Source organism: Janthinobacterium sp. 1L-D-8-B-C4 (assembly GCF_057291295.1).
The window spans coordinates 114,235-128,141 of sequence record NZ_JBXAVX010000013.1; the positions used below are offsets into that span (position 1 = coordinate 114,235).

Below are 13,907 nucleotides of genomic sequence, written 5' to 3' on the forward strand. Positions count from 1 at the left end.
TTACTCGTCTATAATCATTTTCCAGCCCAACTGCTTCCACTCCTGCGTCCACCCCATGCTTTTTCGCCTGCCGCGCCGCCTGCTTGCCGTTTGCCTGGCGGCGTTCCATCTGTCTTGCGTGGCGGCCGCGCCGGCCCCGGTGCCGGCGCCGCTATTGTCCGATTACAGCCATAGCGCCTGGGGCGCGGTACAGGGGGCGCCGGTCGACGTGCTGAAGTTTGCGCAGGGCAAGGACGGCTGGCTGTGGATCGCCACCGCGACCGGCTTGTACCGCTATGACGGCGTGCATTTCGAGCGTACCGACAGCGTGTATGGCTACCCCCTGCCCTCGTCGAATGTGCTGGGGCTGGCGATCGAACCGGACGGCGCCATCTGGCTCGGCTACCGGCTGGGCGGCGTGACGGTGTTTCGCCCGGACGGTGCGCGCAACTATGGCCAGGCGCAAGGGCTGCCGACGGGGGCCGTGCTGCATATCGAACGTGCGCCCGATGGCGCCATCTGGGTCGGGACGCGTGACGGCGCGGCGCGGTTGGCGCCGGGGGCGCAGCGCTTCGAGGCGCAGGGCGAGAACGTGGGGCTGCCGACGCGGCGCGTCTATCAGGTACTGTTCGGGCGCGACGGCACGCAGTGGATGGGCACCATGTATGGCGTGTTTTTCCGCAAGCCCGGCCAGGCGCGTTTTTCGCACGCCTGGCCGCGCACCATGCTGACCAGCATGGCCGAAGCGCCCGACGGCGCGATCTGGGCGGTCGACAACCAGAACCGCTATTTCCGCGTGCGTACAACTGAACCGCAGGGCAAGGCGCCGCTCAAGCCCGACGCCATCGGCAACGGCATGCGTTTTGACCGCGACGGCACCATGTGGCTGTTCCAGCCGGACGGCATCGAGCGCAAGTTCGTGCCGGGCGGGCCCAGCCTGCCGGCGCAGCGATTGACGCGGCAGAACGGCATCAGCGGCCCGCTGCCGCAATCGAGTTTCCAGGACCGCGAAGGCAATCTGTGGTTCGGCACCTCGGCCGGGCTGGACCGCTTGCGGCCGAACCGCCTGAAGACCCTGCCGGTCGAGGTACCCTTCGATCATCCGGGCATGCTGCCGGGGCCGGACGGCGATGTCTGGATCGGCGACTACGTGGGCGACATCCGCAGTTTTACGGCCGATGGCGTGAAAAAGGTCGAGTTGAAGGAACATCTGGCGGCCAGCCACTGGGCAGCCGACGGCACTTTATGGCTGGGCAATGAGCTGGGCCTGCATCACCGCGCCGTCAATGGCGGTTTTACCCGCGTCGCCCTGCCGCCTGGTGTCGCGGGCCTCGATCCGCAGGCGCTGCAGCAGGACCGCGCGGGCGACTTGTGGGCCTCGTTTTCGGGTGGCGGACTGTTTCGCCGCACGAAAGGAATATGGGTCAGGGATGGCGGCTTGTCCGGCCTGCCCATGGCGCAGGCCACGACCATGGCGATGGATGGACAAGGTACCGTGTGGCTCGGCCACGCCGACAACAGCATCAGCCTGATTGGCGACGGCCAGCACGACGGCGCCGTCAAACGGCTGGGGGCGCGCGACGGCCTGCAAGTGGGCGCCGTGCTGCAGCTGTACCGCGATGGCGATGCCATGTGGGCCGGCGGCGAGCACGGCGTGGCGCTATACCACGGTGGCCGTTTCCATATGCTGCGCGGCGCGCAGGGCGAGCAGTTTCGCGGTGTGTCGGGCATGCTGCGCCTGCCCGATGGCGACCTGTGGCTGCATGGCGCGGACGGTATCGACCATATCAGCGCCGCCAGCGTGGCCGCGTGGATCAAGGATGGCGGCAATGTGGCGTCGGAACGCTTCAATGCGCTCGACGGCCTGCAGGGCCATGCCGCCCAGCTACGCCCGCTGCCCACGCTGGTACGCTCGCTTGACGGCAAGCTGTGGTTTTCCACCGCCGCCACCATCGCCACCATCGACCCGGCGCAGATCCGCCGCAACCCCCTGCCCCCTCCGGTACAGATCCACACCTTGCTGGCCGACGGCACGCCCTACCGGCCAGACGCTGGCAAGCTGCTGCACCTGCCTCAAGGCAGCAAGAACCTGCAGATCGGCTTCACGGCGCTGAGCCTGTCCATGCCCGAGCGCGTACGCCTGCGCTACCGCCTCACCGGCGTGGACGCCGGCTGGCAGGAGCCAGTGGGCCGGCGCGAAGCGTATTACACCAATCTGGCGCCCGGCAAGTACCGCTTCGAGGTGACTGGGGCCAATGAAGACGGCGTCTGGAACACGCGAGCGGCAAAACTCGATATCGTGATCGCGCCCACCTTCGTGCAAACGCCGTGGTTCAAGCTGCTGCTGGCGCTGGGCGGCGCGCTGCTGCTGTATGGCGGCTATGTGCTGCGCATCCGCCGCCTGAAACGCGGCATGCACGCGCGGCTGCAGGAGCGCTTGCAGGAACGCCTGGCCGAACGCTCGCGCATCGCCCGCTCGCTGCACGACACCTTGCTGCAAAGCGTGCAAGGGCTGATCCTGTCGTTCCACGCGCACGCGCACATGCTGCCACAGGGCACGCGCGAACGGGCGCGCCTCGATGGCACGCTGAACTTGGCCGACCAGTTGCTGATCGAAGGGCGCGACCAGATCATGGACTTGCGCGCCGTGGCCCCGCCCGACGAACTGCCGCTGGCGCTGCAGCAATTCGGCAAGGGCCTTGCCGAGCATCGCGCCCACGCATTTACCGTACAAGTGAGCGGTGTTTGCCGGCGCTTGCTGCCGTGCGTGCACGATGAAATCTATGCGATCGCGCGCGAAGCGCTGTTCAACGCCTCGCGCTACGCCGAAGCGGCGCATATCGTGCTGGAGCTGGACTATGCCGAACAGGCCTTCATCCTGCGCGTGCGCGACGATGGCTGCGGTCTCGATGACGCCGTGGCGCAGGCGGGGCGGCCCGGCCACTGGGGCCTGCTCGGCATGCGCGAGCGCGCCGCCAGCATCGGCGCGACGCTGAACATCAGCAGCCGGCCCGGCGCCGGCACCGAGATCGAAGTGAACGTGCCGGGCCAGCTGGCGTATTGAGACGCGCAAGCGTACGCGGCGTCAATGGGGATTGTTATAGGATACGCAAGAGCCTACGTTTCCGCTCGCTATCGTCCCTTCCCTTTCAGAAAGACCGCCATGAAAAAATTCGTCCTTGCCCTGATGCTGTGTGCTGCCGGTTCCGCCATGGCGAACTCCGCCTGCGATACGCCGCGCAACGATTTCGACGGCCTGTATTGCCTGAACAAGGTGTACCAGGAAGCGGACAAGGAACTGAACGACAACTACAAGAAGCTGGCCGCCAAGCTCGATGCCAACGGCAAGCAGACCCTGAAGTCGGGCCAGCTGTCGTGGATCAGCGAGCGCAACCAGAGCTGCTCGAAAAAGGACAGCTCGGGCTTCTATGTGAACCTCGATTGCGCCACCAGCACCACCATCAAGCGCGCGCAATTCCTGCAGGACCGCTTCCGCGAATGTTCAAGCTCGGGCTGCCAGAACAGCAAGCTGCAATAAGCTGCTCTAGCGTGGCAGGCGCGCCGCCTTGAAGCGCTGCCAGGCCCGCTGCAAGCCACGCGCGTCGCCCAGCCGCGCGTGGGCGCGCGCCGCCAGGTAGCCACGCACGAACGACGCTGGCGCCTGCAGCGGCGGCCGCTCCTGGGCCAGTTCATGCAGCAAGCCGTCAGCCACCTGCAAGTCGTTCAGCACGCCCAGCACATCCTGCAAGCCCGACAATGGTTTGACATACGCACGCACCTTGCCGGCGCTGAACAGCGAGGCAAAGAATTCGGCCGCATAGCGCGCCTTCTTGGCCGCAATCCTGATCTGGTGACGCTGTTCCGGCGTGCCGCCGGACAGCAGCTTGCCGCGCTTGCGCAGGCGGCGCTGGCGCTGTCGCAAGGCCTGCCTGGCAAAGCGCGGCAAGGGCTGTTCGAGTTCACGGCGCTGGCGCGGCGTGCTGCCATCGCGCCAGCCGCCAGCGAGCAGCCAGCGCTGCAAAGCCAGCATCAGCTGCGTATAGCGGCTATCGGCCAGCGCGACGGCCGCCTGCGCATGGGCAGCGCTGGCCTGCTCGCGCGCCGCTTCGGTAAGCGGCGCCGACATGTCGGCATCGACCTCACCCTCGCAAGATACCAGCGTATCGCCGGCCAGCACATCCCAGTCGCGCGCGGCGCCCAGCTTGCCCACCAGCCAGTCCAGATCGGCCTGCAGGTCTTCGGGCAAGGCCAGCAGCGGCTTGAACAAGGACAAGGCCGAGCGCAGCCGGCGCAAGCCCACGCGCATCTGGTGCAGGCTTTCCACATCCTCGCCGCCGGCGACGCCATCCTGGTTGGCGCTGATCTGTTCCAGGCAGTTGGCGGCGATCGCCTGGAAACCCTGCTGCACCGACAGCTTGCCGTCAAGCTGCAAAGGCTGCGCCTTGACGGCTTTGACAGGCATGCCGGCAGCGAGACGATAGCCGCGTTCGGCCTTGCTCATCTGGCCGATCCGCAGCGGCACCTCCTGCAGCAGCGCCAGCGCGATCTCGAACAAGGCCGCTGGCCGCCCCGATTTGAGTTCCAGTTCGATCTCGCTGACCGGCACGCTGCGCATGCTGTCTGCGCTGCCACGCTCGATCACGCCCTGGTCCAGCACGCATTCGACCAGGTCGCCCTCTGGCGTGGCCAATTGCCAGGCCATGCGTTCGATGCGCGTGCTGAACACGGTGTGCAAACCCTGGCGTATCGCCTTGCGGCGCAGCAGCGCGCGTACCGGCTGCTTGCCTTTGATCAGCGCGTCGAGCGCATCGAGCTGTACCTGCGGTCCATCGACCTCGCTCTCCCATTCGTGGCGGCTGTGCAGGCCGCCGCGCACGCTGCCGCCCGCCTTCAGGGTCTGCACCCAGCTGCCTTCGATCTGGCGCACGCGCAGGCCGGCCTGGTGGCGGCACAGCTGCAGATCAAGCGTATCGACATACAGGTCGTGCATGGACAGCAGCGCGGGTGCTGCGGTCGCATATTGCGCCAGCAAGGGATGCGCGCGCAGCTGCGCCGCATGCTGCGGTTCAAGCAGGAGTTTCAGTTCGACTTCCATGGCCAGCCCTGTAGAGAGTAGAGCAGGCATTGTAAAGCCGGTGACAGCCGCGCACGCTTGCCGGATTTGCGCGAGAATAAGCGCTTCACCACAAGAGGAGACACCATGACCTATCACGCCGCCGAGAACCGCTATGAACAGATGCAATATCGCACCTGCGGGCGCAGCGGACTGAAATTGCCGCTACTGTCGCTGGGCCTGTGGCACAACTTCGGCGACAGCACCAGCCTCGACGTCCAGCGCGACATGCTGCGCACGGCGTTCGACCTGGGCATCACCCACTTCGACCTGGCCAACAACTACGGCCCTCCCTACGGCAGCGCGGAAAGCAATTTCGGCAAGCTGCTGCGCGACGACTTTTTACCGTACCGCGATGAGCTGATCATTTCCACCAAGGCCGGCTGGGACATGTGGCCTGGCCCCTACGGCCAGGGCGGCGGCTCGCGCAAATACGTGCTGGCCAGCCTGGACCAGAGCCTGCGCCGCATGGGCCTGGACTATGTCGACATCTTTTATTCGCACCGTTTCGATCCCGACACGCCGCTCGAAGAAACCATGGGCGCGCTGGCCACTGCGGTGCAGCAAGGCAAGGCGCTGTATGTGGGCCTGTCCTCGTATTCGCCGCAAAAGACGGCCGAAGCGGCAGCCCTGCTGCGCGACTGGAAAGTGCCGTGCCTGATCCACCAGCCGTCTTACAACATGCTCAACCGCTGGATCGAGGACGACGGCCTGCTCCACACGCTGGAGCAAGAAGGCATGGGCTGCATCACCTTCACGGCGCTGGCGCAAGGCTTGCTGAGCGACAAATACCTGGACGGCGTGCCGCAGGATGCGCGCATCAACCGCCCCGGCGGCGGCTCGATGACCAAGGAACACCTGAGTGCGGAAAACCTGGCCAGGGTGCGCGGGCTGAACCAGATCGCCGCTGCGCGCGGCCAGAGCCTGGCGCAGATGGCGCTGGCCTGGGTGCTGCGCGACCCGCGCGTCACCACCACCCTGATCGGCGCGAGCAGCAGCGCGCAGATCCGCGAAAACGTGGCGGCGCTGCAGCAACTGGGTTTTACCGAAGAAGAACTGCGCGCCATCGACGTGCAGGCACGCGAAGGCCATATCAATCTGTGGGAAGGGCCGTCGAAAGCCAAGTAAAAGCAGGAAGCAAAAAAATGGGCGCCGAATCGGCGCCCATTTTTTTACGTTCCCAGATGCACCAGCGCGTGCCCCACGTGCTGCCACCAGTGCTCTCGCGACTTGATTTGCTTCAGGCAGGCCGTGTCGATTTCAGTCGGGAACACATGGTCCTGGCAGGCCTTCGTCTGCAAGGCATAGCGCTGGTTTTCCGCTGCCGCCAGCGCCAGCACCAGCCAGATCGCCAGTGCCGACAACAGAATGAGCAAGCTCCAGGCCAGGTGATTGGTGGTGCTTTTCTGGCCGACAAACTCGCGCGGCCGCGTCTCGCGGTACATCGACATCAAGGTTTTCTGTTTCTCTTGCTTGTCTTGCGTCATCGCTGCGGCTTTCTGGTAAACGGATGCCGGCTGACACCTGCCGCCATTTTACGCTCAGTCAGGACGGTCGGGGTCTTCTTCGCCTTCGACGTCGTCTACTGCGCGATCGGGCACCATGCGCTCCACATGGTCGACATCGATATCACCGCCGTCGGCCCCGGCATTTTCAGGTTCGACGCCAGTGCGTTCGCCCGTGCCGGCCGCATCGCTGTCGCTGTCCAGGCTGTCCTGGTCCTGGCCGGGAATGCCCTGCACATCGCTGCCGCTGTCGGAATTGTCGCTGGGGCCCAGGGCGCCCTTGCCATGGCCCGTGCCAAGTACGCGGTCCGGCAGGCCGGGCAGGTTGTCTGGATCGAGGCTGCTTGCGCTCATGATGTTCTCCTGTTAATAAAATATTACTCTACTCCGCCAGCGGCAAGCTTGTCGCACGGCTGGCCACGACGCACTGCACAAATATTTTAAAAAAATACTTCACAAATGTACTATTCATTGCTATAGTTCATTCAAGTAAGCACGCTTCTGATCCAGAAACATGTTTTATCGGCAGGACGGCGCCATCCGCGCAGCCCTGCCGAGCCGACCGGTACGTGGCGATCCGGCCCATCCACCCAGCCATGCACATATTGGAGTTCATCATGCAAGCCAAATCACTCGCAGCAGCATTATTGGTCCTCGCCGCCTCATCGGCTTTTGCCCAGAGCGCAGCGCCAGCCGCCAGCACGCAGTTGACGCGCGCCGACGTCACGGCCGAATATATCCGCGCCCGCAACGCCGGCGAAATCGCCACCAGCGAAGCCGATTATCCGAAAACCCCTGCCACCGCCGCCAGCACCGTGACGCGCGAACAGGTCATGAACGAGTTCTACGCCGCCCGCAAGGCTGGCCAGATCCCGCAAACGGAAGCCGATTTTGATATCGCCCAAACCCGTCACCACGTCGTCAAATAAAAACCTGTCAGCCGGTTTTTAGCATTACCCCGTTGCGGCGCAGCATACCCAGGCCACTCCTGGCAAGCTCACCGCGGCGAGTTTTACCTTACCTTATTTACCGATTATTTTCCGTGGAGTTCTGCGCATGTCCCTGTCCCGCCGCTTGCTGGCCGCCAGCCTGGCCCTTGCCCTTGGCGCTTGCGCCGACATGGGCCATATCGCGCCGCAAGCGGCGCTGGCAGACGCGCACGCGCTCGATGGCGGCCAGAACAACGAGGCCGCCAGCGCCGCCATCGAATGGCCGCGCGCGCAATGGTGGCAAGCGCTGCAGGACCCGCAACTGGACCGCCTGATGGCACAGGCGCTGGCCGACAGCCCCACCCTGCGCGGCGCCCAGGCGCGCGTGCGCCAGGCCGAGGCGCTGGCCGGCGCAGCCGAAGACAAGACCCGTCCGCAAGGCGACGCCAGCGTGTCGATCAACCGCGAACTGTATTCGCAACACGGTTCGACCCCGGCCCCGCTGGCCGGCAACTATGCCTGGCGCAACCAGGCCACGGTCACCGCCTCGTACGACCTGGATCTGTGGGGCCGCAACCGCGCCGCGCTGGCCGCCGCGCTTGGTGACGTGCAGATGGCGTCGGCCGAATCGCAGATGGCACGCCTGGCGCTTGAAACGGCGCTGGTGCGCACCTACATCCAGCTGTCGTATGAATACACCTTGCAGGACGTGATACAAAACAGCCTGGCGCAGCGTGCACGCATACTCGACATCACCCAGCGCCGCCGCCAGGCCGGCATCGGCACCGACATCGACGTGGCGCAGATCGAAACCACCCTGCCGGCTGGCCGGCGCCAGCTGGAACAGGCGAACGAATCGCTGGCCCTGCTGCGCAACCAGCTCGCTGCGCTGTCGGGCAAGGGGCCGTCGGCCGGCGCCGCCTTGACGCGGCCGGTGCTGCGCCTGGACCATCCACTGGCGATACCCGCAGCGCTGCCGGCCGATCTGATCGGCCGCCGTCCCGATATCGCCGCCCAGCGCTGGAGGGTCGAAGCGGCGGCCAAGCGCATCGACGCGGCCAAGGCCGAGTTTTATCCGAACGTCAACCTGGTGGCGTTTGCCGGCTTCCAGGCCTTCGGCTTCAGCCATTTCCTCGACGCCAATTCACAGGTGCGCGGCGCCTCGCCGGCACTGAGCCTGCCGATCTTCGCCGGCGCCCGCCTGCGCGCCCAGCTGGGCAGCCAGACGGCCGTGTATGACGGCGCCGTCGAGCAGTACAACGCCACCGTCATCAACGCCATGGCGGACGTCGCCAACGCCGTTACCAAGGCGCAGTCGCTGCAAAAGCAGCATGCGCTGACGCAGCAGGCGCTGGCCACGGCGCAGCGTGCGCGCGACCTGGCCGAGCAGGCCTACAAGGCCGGCATGAGCGACGCCATCAACATGCTCAACACGCAAGTGGCGCTGCTGGCGGAACAGCAACAGCAGGCGCAGAATGGCGCCAGCGAGCTCGATCTCTATGTTTCCCTGATGAATGCACTGGGAGGCGGCATCTAGGCAGGCCTAAAGATTGGCGTAGCCATAACTCTACAAGCTACAATCAGCGCTTTATTCACACGCAAAGGAACACGACATGACAGCATTTGATGCCACTTCGAAGCGGCTGCAGCATATCCGCACGCGCATGCCGGCGTTCCCGCTGGAGCTGATGCGCTTGCTGCGCATGACGTATCACATCCAGAAAGGCATGAAGGACCTGACCAATGCGGCGTTGAGAAAGCACGACCTGGTCGACGCCAGCTATATGGTGCTGGCTGTTTTGTATGGCACCGAAGACGAAACCTCGAGCGCCGCCGTGCTGGGCATGGCCTGCCATGAAAAGCCGGCCAACCTGACGCGCGTGTGCAACGACCTTGAAACGCGCGGGCTGATCCACCGTGGCACGCGCCCCGGCGACCGCCGCTCGGTGATGATTTCGCTGACCGACCAGGGCCGCTCCCTGATCGAGACGGCGCTGCCGGACGTGTATGCCGAAACCTCGTCGCTGTATGAAGGCTTTACCGAAGAAGAGCTGCAAGTGCTCGACAAACTGTATGCGCGCCAGCTGCGCAACCTGAACAATCACAACAACCCGGACTAACAACTCTATCGATGACGCCAGCCACAGCAACCTCACACACAGGCCCCCTGCCCAGGGCCGCACGTTGGCTGGCGCAAGCGCTGCACGACTGGCGCGTGAGCGAAGGCGAACGCTGGATCTACGTCGCCAAGACCCTGACGGCCGCGTTCTGCGCGCTGTGGCTGGCCTACCGCCTGGGCCTCGATTCGCCCAGCACGGCCATGACCACCACCATCATCCTGGCCCTGCCCAGCAGCGGCATGGTGCTGGAAAAAAGTTTTTACCGCCTGTGCGGCACCCTGCTCGGCTGCACCGCCGCGCTGTGCCTGATCGGCTTTTTCCCGCAGCAGCCGGTGCTGCTGTTCGCCGGCCTGGCGCTGTGGGTGGGCCTGTGCACCAGCGGCGCCGCGTTGCACCGCAACGCCCAGTCGTATGTGTATGTGCTGTCCGGCTATACCGCCTGCATGATCGTGCTGCCGGCCATCGAGCAGCCGATGCAGGTGTTCGCGCTGGCCGTCACGCGCGTGGCGGAGGTGAGCCTGGGCATCATCTGTTCGGCGGTGGTCTCCAGCGTGCTGCTGCCGCGCCACCAGGGCACGCAGGTGATGCGCTCGGTCGAAGCGCGCTACGGCAAATTCCTCGGCTTTTGCCAGGACGTGCTGCAGCAAAAGCTGTCGGCCTCCGAGGTCGAAGTGACGCACCTGCGCTTTGCCGCCGACGTCGCCGCGCTGGAACTGGGCCGCTCGGCCGCCCTGTTCGAAGTGAGCGATGCGGTCAGCCATGTGCGCGCGCAAAACCGCAAGCTGCACGCTTTTAACAGTACCTTCATGACGGCGCTGACCACCTTCTATACGTTTCACCGCCTGGTCGAGCGCCTGCAGCGCGACGGCCAGACCCGGGTCGTCGACGCCTGCGCGCCGCTGTTCGACATCATCGCCGAAGCGCTGCGCTCGCGCCCTTCGCAAGACTCGCTCGACACCATGCAGCTGCACCTGCAGGCGGCGCTGGCGCAGGCGCGCGCGCAGATCGACGGCGCCCGCGTCGAGCATGCGCAGCGCATCGATTTCGACACCGTCTGCGAACTGCTGGAGCGCTTCGCGCGCGACATGAGCCGCTTCCATGAAGTCTATTTCAGCCTGGTGCACGACACGCCTCTGGCCGTGAGCACGCCGCAAGCCTATGCGCCGAAAACCCCGCCGGCGCTGGTGCTCGCCAGCGGCGCGCGCGCGGCCATCAGCCTGGGCCTGCTGGCGCTGGGCGCGTATTTCCTGGCCTGGCCGTATGCCAGCACGGCGATGCTGATGGCGGCCGTGTTCTGCGCGCTGGCGTCGTCGGTGCCCAAGCCGATTTTGATGATACGCCAGGTGCTGACAGGCTTTCTGATCGCAATGCCGCTGGCCCTGGTCTGCGTGTATTTCGTGCTGGTGCACGGCGACGGCTTTCCGATGCTGGTGCTGAGCTTTGCGCCGTTCCTGGCTGTCGGCCTGTACCTGATGAGCAATCCGGCCAAGCTGGGCATCGGCCTGGGGGTGGGCACCTTCATGACGCAGATGGCGCCGACCAACCTGATGCATGTCGACGGCGCCGGCTTCCTCAACACGGGCATGGCGCTGATCGTTGGCCTGATGCTGGCCGGCGTGGTATTTGCCGTGATCCTGCCCGAACACACCATGGGCCACCGCGACCATGTGGGGCCGGCGCTGTGGCGCGAAACGCTGCGCGCCTGCACCGCGCGCCTGTTGCGTGGCGAACACAACAAGCACCGCTACGACAACCGCATGCGCGACCTGCTGAGCCAGCTCAATGCGGCGGCCGGCCCGGCGCCGGGCGCGGAAGCGCGCGCCGTCGTGCGCCAGGCATTGACCCTGCTGGAAATCGGCCACTCGGTGATCGAAGTGCGCGAACTGGTCGCCACCTCCAAGGCGCCCGGCACCGCCACCCGTGCGCTGGAGCGCTGCGTCGACAGCATCGCCGCCTGGCTGCGCACGCGTCAGCCCAGTGCGCTGCAGGCGGCCATCGACGCCACCCTGCAGGCCGGCGCCTGCGTGCGTGCGGCGCAAGATGGCGCCGGTGCCGAACGTTCGGTGCGCCTGCAGACGGCGCTGGCCGACCTGCATTCCCTGTACACCTCATTGCTAGATCATATGGCGCCTGCCGCCGGAGACCATCATGCCGCGTGAATTCGCCCTGTTCGGGGTATTGCTGCCCACCCTGCTGCCCCTGTTCATCCTCAGCATCGCGCTGCAGACGGTGCTTGACCGCGTCTTCGGCTGGCTCGGCGTGTACCGCATGGTGTGGCACCCCTCGCTGGCGCGCCTGTGCATCTTCATCGCCATCTTCGGCGCGCTGGCTTTATCGCTCTACAAATAAAAAAACCGTTCAACCTGATCAAGGAAGGGGTGCCTCGATGGTAACCAAACTGACCCGCTACGCAATCACGCTGCTGCTGCTCGCCGCCGCACTCTGGATCGGCAAGACCGTCTGGGACCGCTACATGGAGTCGCCATGGACGCGCGACGGGCGCATCAAGGCCGACGTGATCAATATCAGCGCCGACGTGGCCGGCACCGTGACGCAAGTGCTGGTGCGCGACAACCAGCTGGTGCACAAGGGCGACGTGCTGTTCGTCGTCGACAAGGAACGCTATGCCAGCGCGCTGGCGCAGGCCGAGGCAGTACTGGCCGCGCAAAGGACGGAACAGGGCCGCCGCGGCAAGGAAGCCCAGCGCCGCGCCAGCCTCGACGCCAGCATCATCTCGACCGAAAGCCGCGAAAGCGCCGCCTACGCCGCCAGCTCGGCCACCTCGCAGGTGCAGGGCGCGCTGGCCGCGCGCACCCTGGCGCAGCTGAACCTGGAGCGCACCACCGTGCGCGCACCGGTCGACGGCTTCGTCACCAACCTGAACGTGCACACCGGCGACTTTGCCGCCGTCGGCGCGCCGAAGCTGGCGGTGATCGACAGCGCCTCGTACTTCGTGGTGGGCTACTTTGAAGAGACCAAGCTGGCCATGCTGGCGCAGGACGACAAGGCGGAAATGAATCTGATGAGCGGCGGCACCCTGCACGGCCATATCGAGAGCATCGCGCACGGCATTACCGACCGCGACGCCGCCACCGGCCGCGAATTGCTGGCCGACGTCAACCCCACCTTCAACTGGGTGCGCCTGGCCCAGCGCGTGCCGGTGCGCATCCATATCGACCAGCTGCCAGCGAATCAGGCACTGGTGGCCGGCACTACCTGCACGGTGGTGATCACGCCGCACTCAAAGGCAAGCAAGGTTTAACGCCCGCCCGACACGTCCAGCAAGACGCCCGTCACATAGCTGGCGGCAGGACTGAGCAGATATAAAATGGCGTCCGCCACTTCCCCGGGCTGGCCGCCACGCTGCACCGGCACGCCGGCAGCCAGCCGGTCCACCCGGCCCGCTTCGCCGCCCGAGGCGTGGATCTCGGTGTAGATCAGGCCGGGCCGCACGCCGTTGACGCGGATGCCGTCCAGCGCCACCTCTTTCGCCAGGCCGACCGTCAACGTGTCGATCGCGCCCTTCGACGCCGCATAGTCGACATATTCGGCGCTGCCACCGAGGCGCGCGGCTACCGACGACACATTGACGATGCGCCCGCCCTGCCCGCCCGTGGCGGTCGACATGCGCCGCACAGCCTGCTGGCTGCACAGGAAGTAACTGATCACATTGGTACGCAGCACGCGCTCCATGCGCTGCACAGACATGTCGACCAGCTTGCATTTTTGTTCGAGCACGCCGACATTGTTGACCAGCGCCGTGATCGTGCCCAGGCGCGCATCGACTTCCCGGAACAGCCGTTCCACATCGCCTTCCTCGCCCACGTCGGCCTGCACCGCGATCGCTTCAAAGCCTTCAGAACGTATCTGCGTGCACAGCGTTTCTGCCGCTTGCGCATCACGCACATAATTGATGCATACCGCATAGCCCTGGCGCGCAGCCAGCAAGGCGGTGGCGGCGCCGATGCCGCGGCTGCTGCCGGTGATCAGGATGACTTCTTTCATCGTTGCTCCCATTCGTTAAAAAGCCCGCTCGAAGCGGGCTATTGACTGATTATGACCGCACATGCGTCATCGCATACGCCAGGTGCTGCCACCAGTGCGCGCGCGTCTGTGCGGCCGCCAGGCACTGCGTGTCGGCTTCGGCGCAGGCCTTGCCGGCCAGCGCGTTGCGCTGGTTTTCCACGTTGACGACCGCCAGCGCCAGCCAGGCGACCAGCACCAGGGCGGCTGCGCACAAGGTCCAGGGCAGCTTTTTCAT

Annotated in this window: 14 protein-coding genes; 9 read left to right on the forward strand and 5 right to left on the reverse strand. The window is 65.6% G+C overall.

What is annotated here, in order from left to right; translation table 11 throughout:
• The first annotated feature begins 55 nt into the window (after positions 1-55).
• Together AC0Z42_RS21090 and AC0Z42_RS21095 are read left to right on the forward strand one after the other, a co-directional pair.
• The gene (locus tag AC0Z42_RS21090; protein ID WP_485470143.1) at positions 56-3,043 is read left to right on the forward strand and encodes a sensor histidine kinase; all 2,988 of its coding nucleotides are present in this window, start codon (positions 56-58) and stop codon (positions 3,041-3,043) included.
• A 99-nt stretch (positions 3,044-3,142) separates the two neighbouring features.
• On the forward strand, positions 3,143-3,517 hold the full coding sequence (locus AC0Z42_RS21095; RefSeq protein WP_485470144.1) for a lysozyme inhibitor LprI family protein: 375 nt from the start codon (positions 3,143-3,145) through the stop codon (positions 3,515-3,517).
• Positions 3,518-3,523: 6 nt separating this feature from the next.
• Here AC0Z42_RS21095 and AC0Z42_RS21100 read toward each other — a convergent pair whose 3' ends face one another.
• Positions 3,524-5,074, reverse strand: coding sequence for a CYTH and CHAD domain-containing protein (locus AC0Z42_RS21100; protein ID WP_485470145.1), 1,551 nt, complete (start codon positions 5,072-5,074; stop codon positions 3,524-3,526).
• Between the two features lie 105 nt (positions 5,075-5,179).
• On the opposite strand from AC0Z42_RS21100, the gene mgrA reads away from it, so the two are divergent.
• A complete protein-coding gene (gene mgrA / locus AC0Z42_RS21105) occupies positions 5,180-6,220 on the forward strand; it encodes an L-glyceraldehyde 3-phosphate reductase (protein WP_485470146.1) in 1,041 nt (346 codons plus the stop codon).
• 44 nt (positions 6,221-6,264) lie between these two features.
• On the opposite strand, the gene AC0Z42_RS21110 is transcribed toward mgrA, so the two are convergent.
• Together AC0Z42_RS21110 and AC0Z42_RS21115 are read right to left on the reverse strand one after the other, a co-directional pair.
• Complete coding sequence (locus AC0Z42_RS21110; RefSeq protein WP_485470147.1) at positions 6,265-6,579, reverse strand: hypothetical protein; 315 nt, start codon at positions 6,577-6,579, stop codon at positions 6,265-6,267.
• A 54-nt stretch (positions 6,580-6,633) separates the two neighbouring features.
• Positions 6,634-6,951, reverse strand: a complete 318-nt coding sequence (locus tag AC0Z42_RS21115; RefSeq protein WP_485470148.1) for a hypothetical protein — start codon at positions 6,949-6,951, stop codon at positions 6,634-6,636.
• A 263-nt stretch (positions 6,952-7,214) separates the two neighbouring features.
• On the opposite strand from AC0Z42_RS21115, the gene AC0Z42_RS21120 reads away from it, so the two are divergent.
• The 6 genes from AC0Z42_RS21120 (at position 7,215) to AC0Z42_RS21145 (ending at position 12,908) form a co-directional block, all read left to right on the forward strand.
• Entirely contained in the window at positions 7,215-7,526 is a 312-nt protein-coding gene (locus tag AC0Z42_RS21120; protein ID WP_485470149.1) for a DUF4148 domain-containing protein, read from the forward strand.
• 127 nt (positions 7,527-7,653) lie between these two features.
• Positions 7,654-9,063 carry an efflux transporter outer membrane subunit gene (locus tag AC0Z42_RS21125; protein WP_485470150.1) on the forward strand — a complete coding sequence of 470 codons (1,410 nt, stop codon included), beginning with the start codon at positions 7,654-7,656 and terminating at the stop codon, positions 9,061-9,063.
• Between the two features lie 76 nt (positions 9,064-9,139).
• A complete protein-coding gene (locus tag AC0Z42_RS21130) occupies positions 9,140-9,646 on the forward strand; it encodes a MarR family winged helix-turn-helix transcriptional regulator (protein WP_485470151.1) in 507 nt (168 codons plus the stop codon).
• A gap of 11 nt (positions 9,647-9,657) precedes the next feature.
• Positions 9,658-11,805: an FUSC family protein gene (locus AC0Z42_RS21135; RefSeq protein ID WP_485470152.1), complete on the forward strand. Its 2,148-nt coding sequence runs from the start codon at positions 9,658-9,660 to the stop codon at positions 11,803-11,805.
• Complete coding sequence (locus AC0Z42_RS21140; protein WP_485470153.1) at positions 11,795-11,995, forward strand: DUF1656 domain-containing protein; 201 nt, start codon at positions 11,795-11,797, stop codon at positions 11,993-11,995. Before AC0Z42_RS21135 ends, AC0Z42_RS21140 begins: the two co-directional genes overlap by 11 nt.
• Positions 11,996-12,032: 37 nt before the next feature.
• Positions 12,033-12,908, forward strand: a complete 876-nt coding sequence (locus AC0Z42_RS21145) for an efflux RND transporter periplasmic adaptor subunit (RefSeq protein WP_485470154.1) — start codon at positions 12,033-12,035, stop codon at positions 12,906-12,908.
• On the opposite strand, the gene AC0Z42_RS21150 is transcribed toward AC0Z42_RS21145, so the two are convergent.
• Both AC0Z42_RS21150 and AC0Z42_RS21155 read right to left on the reverse strand, forming a co-directional pair.
• Positions 12,905-13,651 (reverse strand): SDR family oxidoreductase, encoded by a 747-nt coding sequence (locus tag AC0Z42_RS21150; RefSeq protein ID WP_485470155.1) that lies wholly within the window; start codon positions 13,649-13,651, stop codon positions 12,905-12,907. The genes AC0Z42_RS21145 and AC0Z42_RS21150 overlap by 4 nt on opposite strands.
• 49 nt (positions 13,652-13,700) lie before the next feature.
• Positions 13,701-13,907, reverse strand: coding sequence for a hypothetical protein (locus tag AC0Z42_RS21155; protein WP_485470156.1), 207 nt, complete (start codon positions 13,905-13,907; stop codon positions 13,701-13,703).

Coding starts and splice junctions, on each gene's coding strand:
- AC0Z42_RS21090 (WP_485470143.1), top strand. CDS start 56: ATGCTTTTTCGCCTGCCGCGCCGCCTGCTTGCCGTTTGCCTGGCGGCG.
- AC0Z42_RS21095 (WP_485470144.1), top strand. CDS start 3,143: ATGAAAAAATTCGTCCTTGCCCTGATGCTGTGTGCTGCCGGTTCCGCC.
- AC0Z42_RS21100 (WP_485470145.1), bottom strand. CDS start 5,074: ATGGAAGTCGAACTGAAACTCCTGCTTGAACCGCAGCATGCGGCGCAG.
- mgrA (WP_485470146.1), top strand. CDS start 5,180: ATGACCTATCACGCCGCCGAGAACCGCTATGAACAGATGCAATATCGC.
- AC0Z42_RS21110 (WP_485470147.1), bottom strand. CDS start 6,579: ATGACGCAAGACAAGCAAGAGAAACAGAAAACCTTGATGTCGATGTAC.
- AC0Z42_RS21115 (WP_485470148.1), bottom strand. CDS start 6,951: ATGAGCGCAAGCAGCCTCGATCCAGACAACCTGCCCGGCCTGCCGGAC.
- AC0Z42_RS21120 (WP_485470149.1), top strand. CDS start 7,215: ATGCAAGCCAAATCACTCGCAGCAGCATTATTGGTCCTCGCCGCCTCA.
- AC0Z42_RS21125 (WP_485470150.1), top strand. CDS start 7,654: ATGTCCCTGTCCCGCCGCTTGCTGGCCGCCAGCCTGGCCCTTGCCCTT.
- AC0Z42_RS21130 (WP_485470151.1), top strand. CDS start 9,140: ATGACAGCATTTGATGCCACTTCGAAGCGGCTGCAGCATATCCGCACG.
- AC0Z42_RS21135 (WP_485470152.1), top strand. CDS start 9,658: ATGACGCCAGCCACAGCAACCTCACACACAGGCCCCCTGCCCAGGGCC.
- AC0Z42_RS21140 (WP_485470153.1), top strand. CDS start 11,795: ATGCCGCGTGAATTCGCCCTGTTCGGGGTATTGCTGCCCACCCTGCTG.
- AC0Z42_RS21145 (WP_485470154.1), top strand. CDS start 12,033: ATGGTAACCAAACTGACCCGCTACGCAATCACGCTGCTGCTGCTCGCC.
- AC0Z42_RS21150 (WP_485470155.1), bottom strand. CDS start 13,651: ATGAAAGAAGTCATCCTGATCACCGGCAGCAGCCGCGGCATCGGCGCC.
- AC0Z42_RS21155 (WP_485470156.1), bottom strand. CDS start 13,907: ATGAAAAAGCTGCCCTGGACCTTGTGCGCAGCCGCCCTGGTGCTGGTC.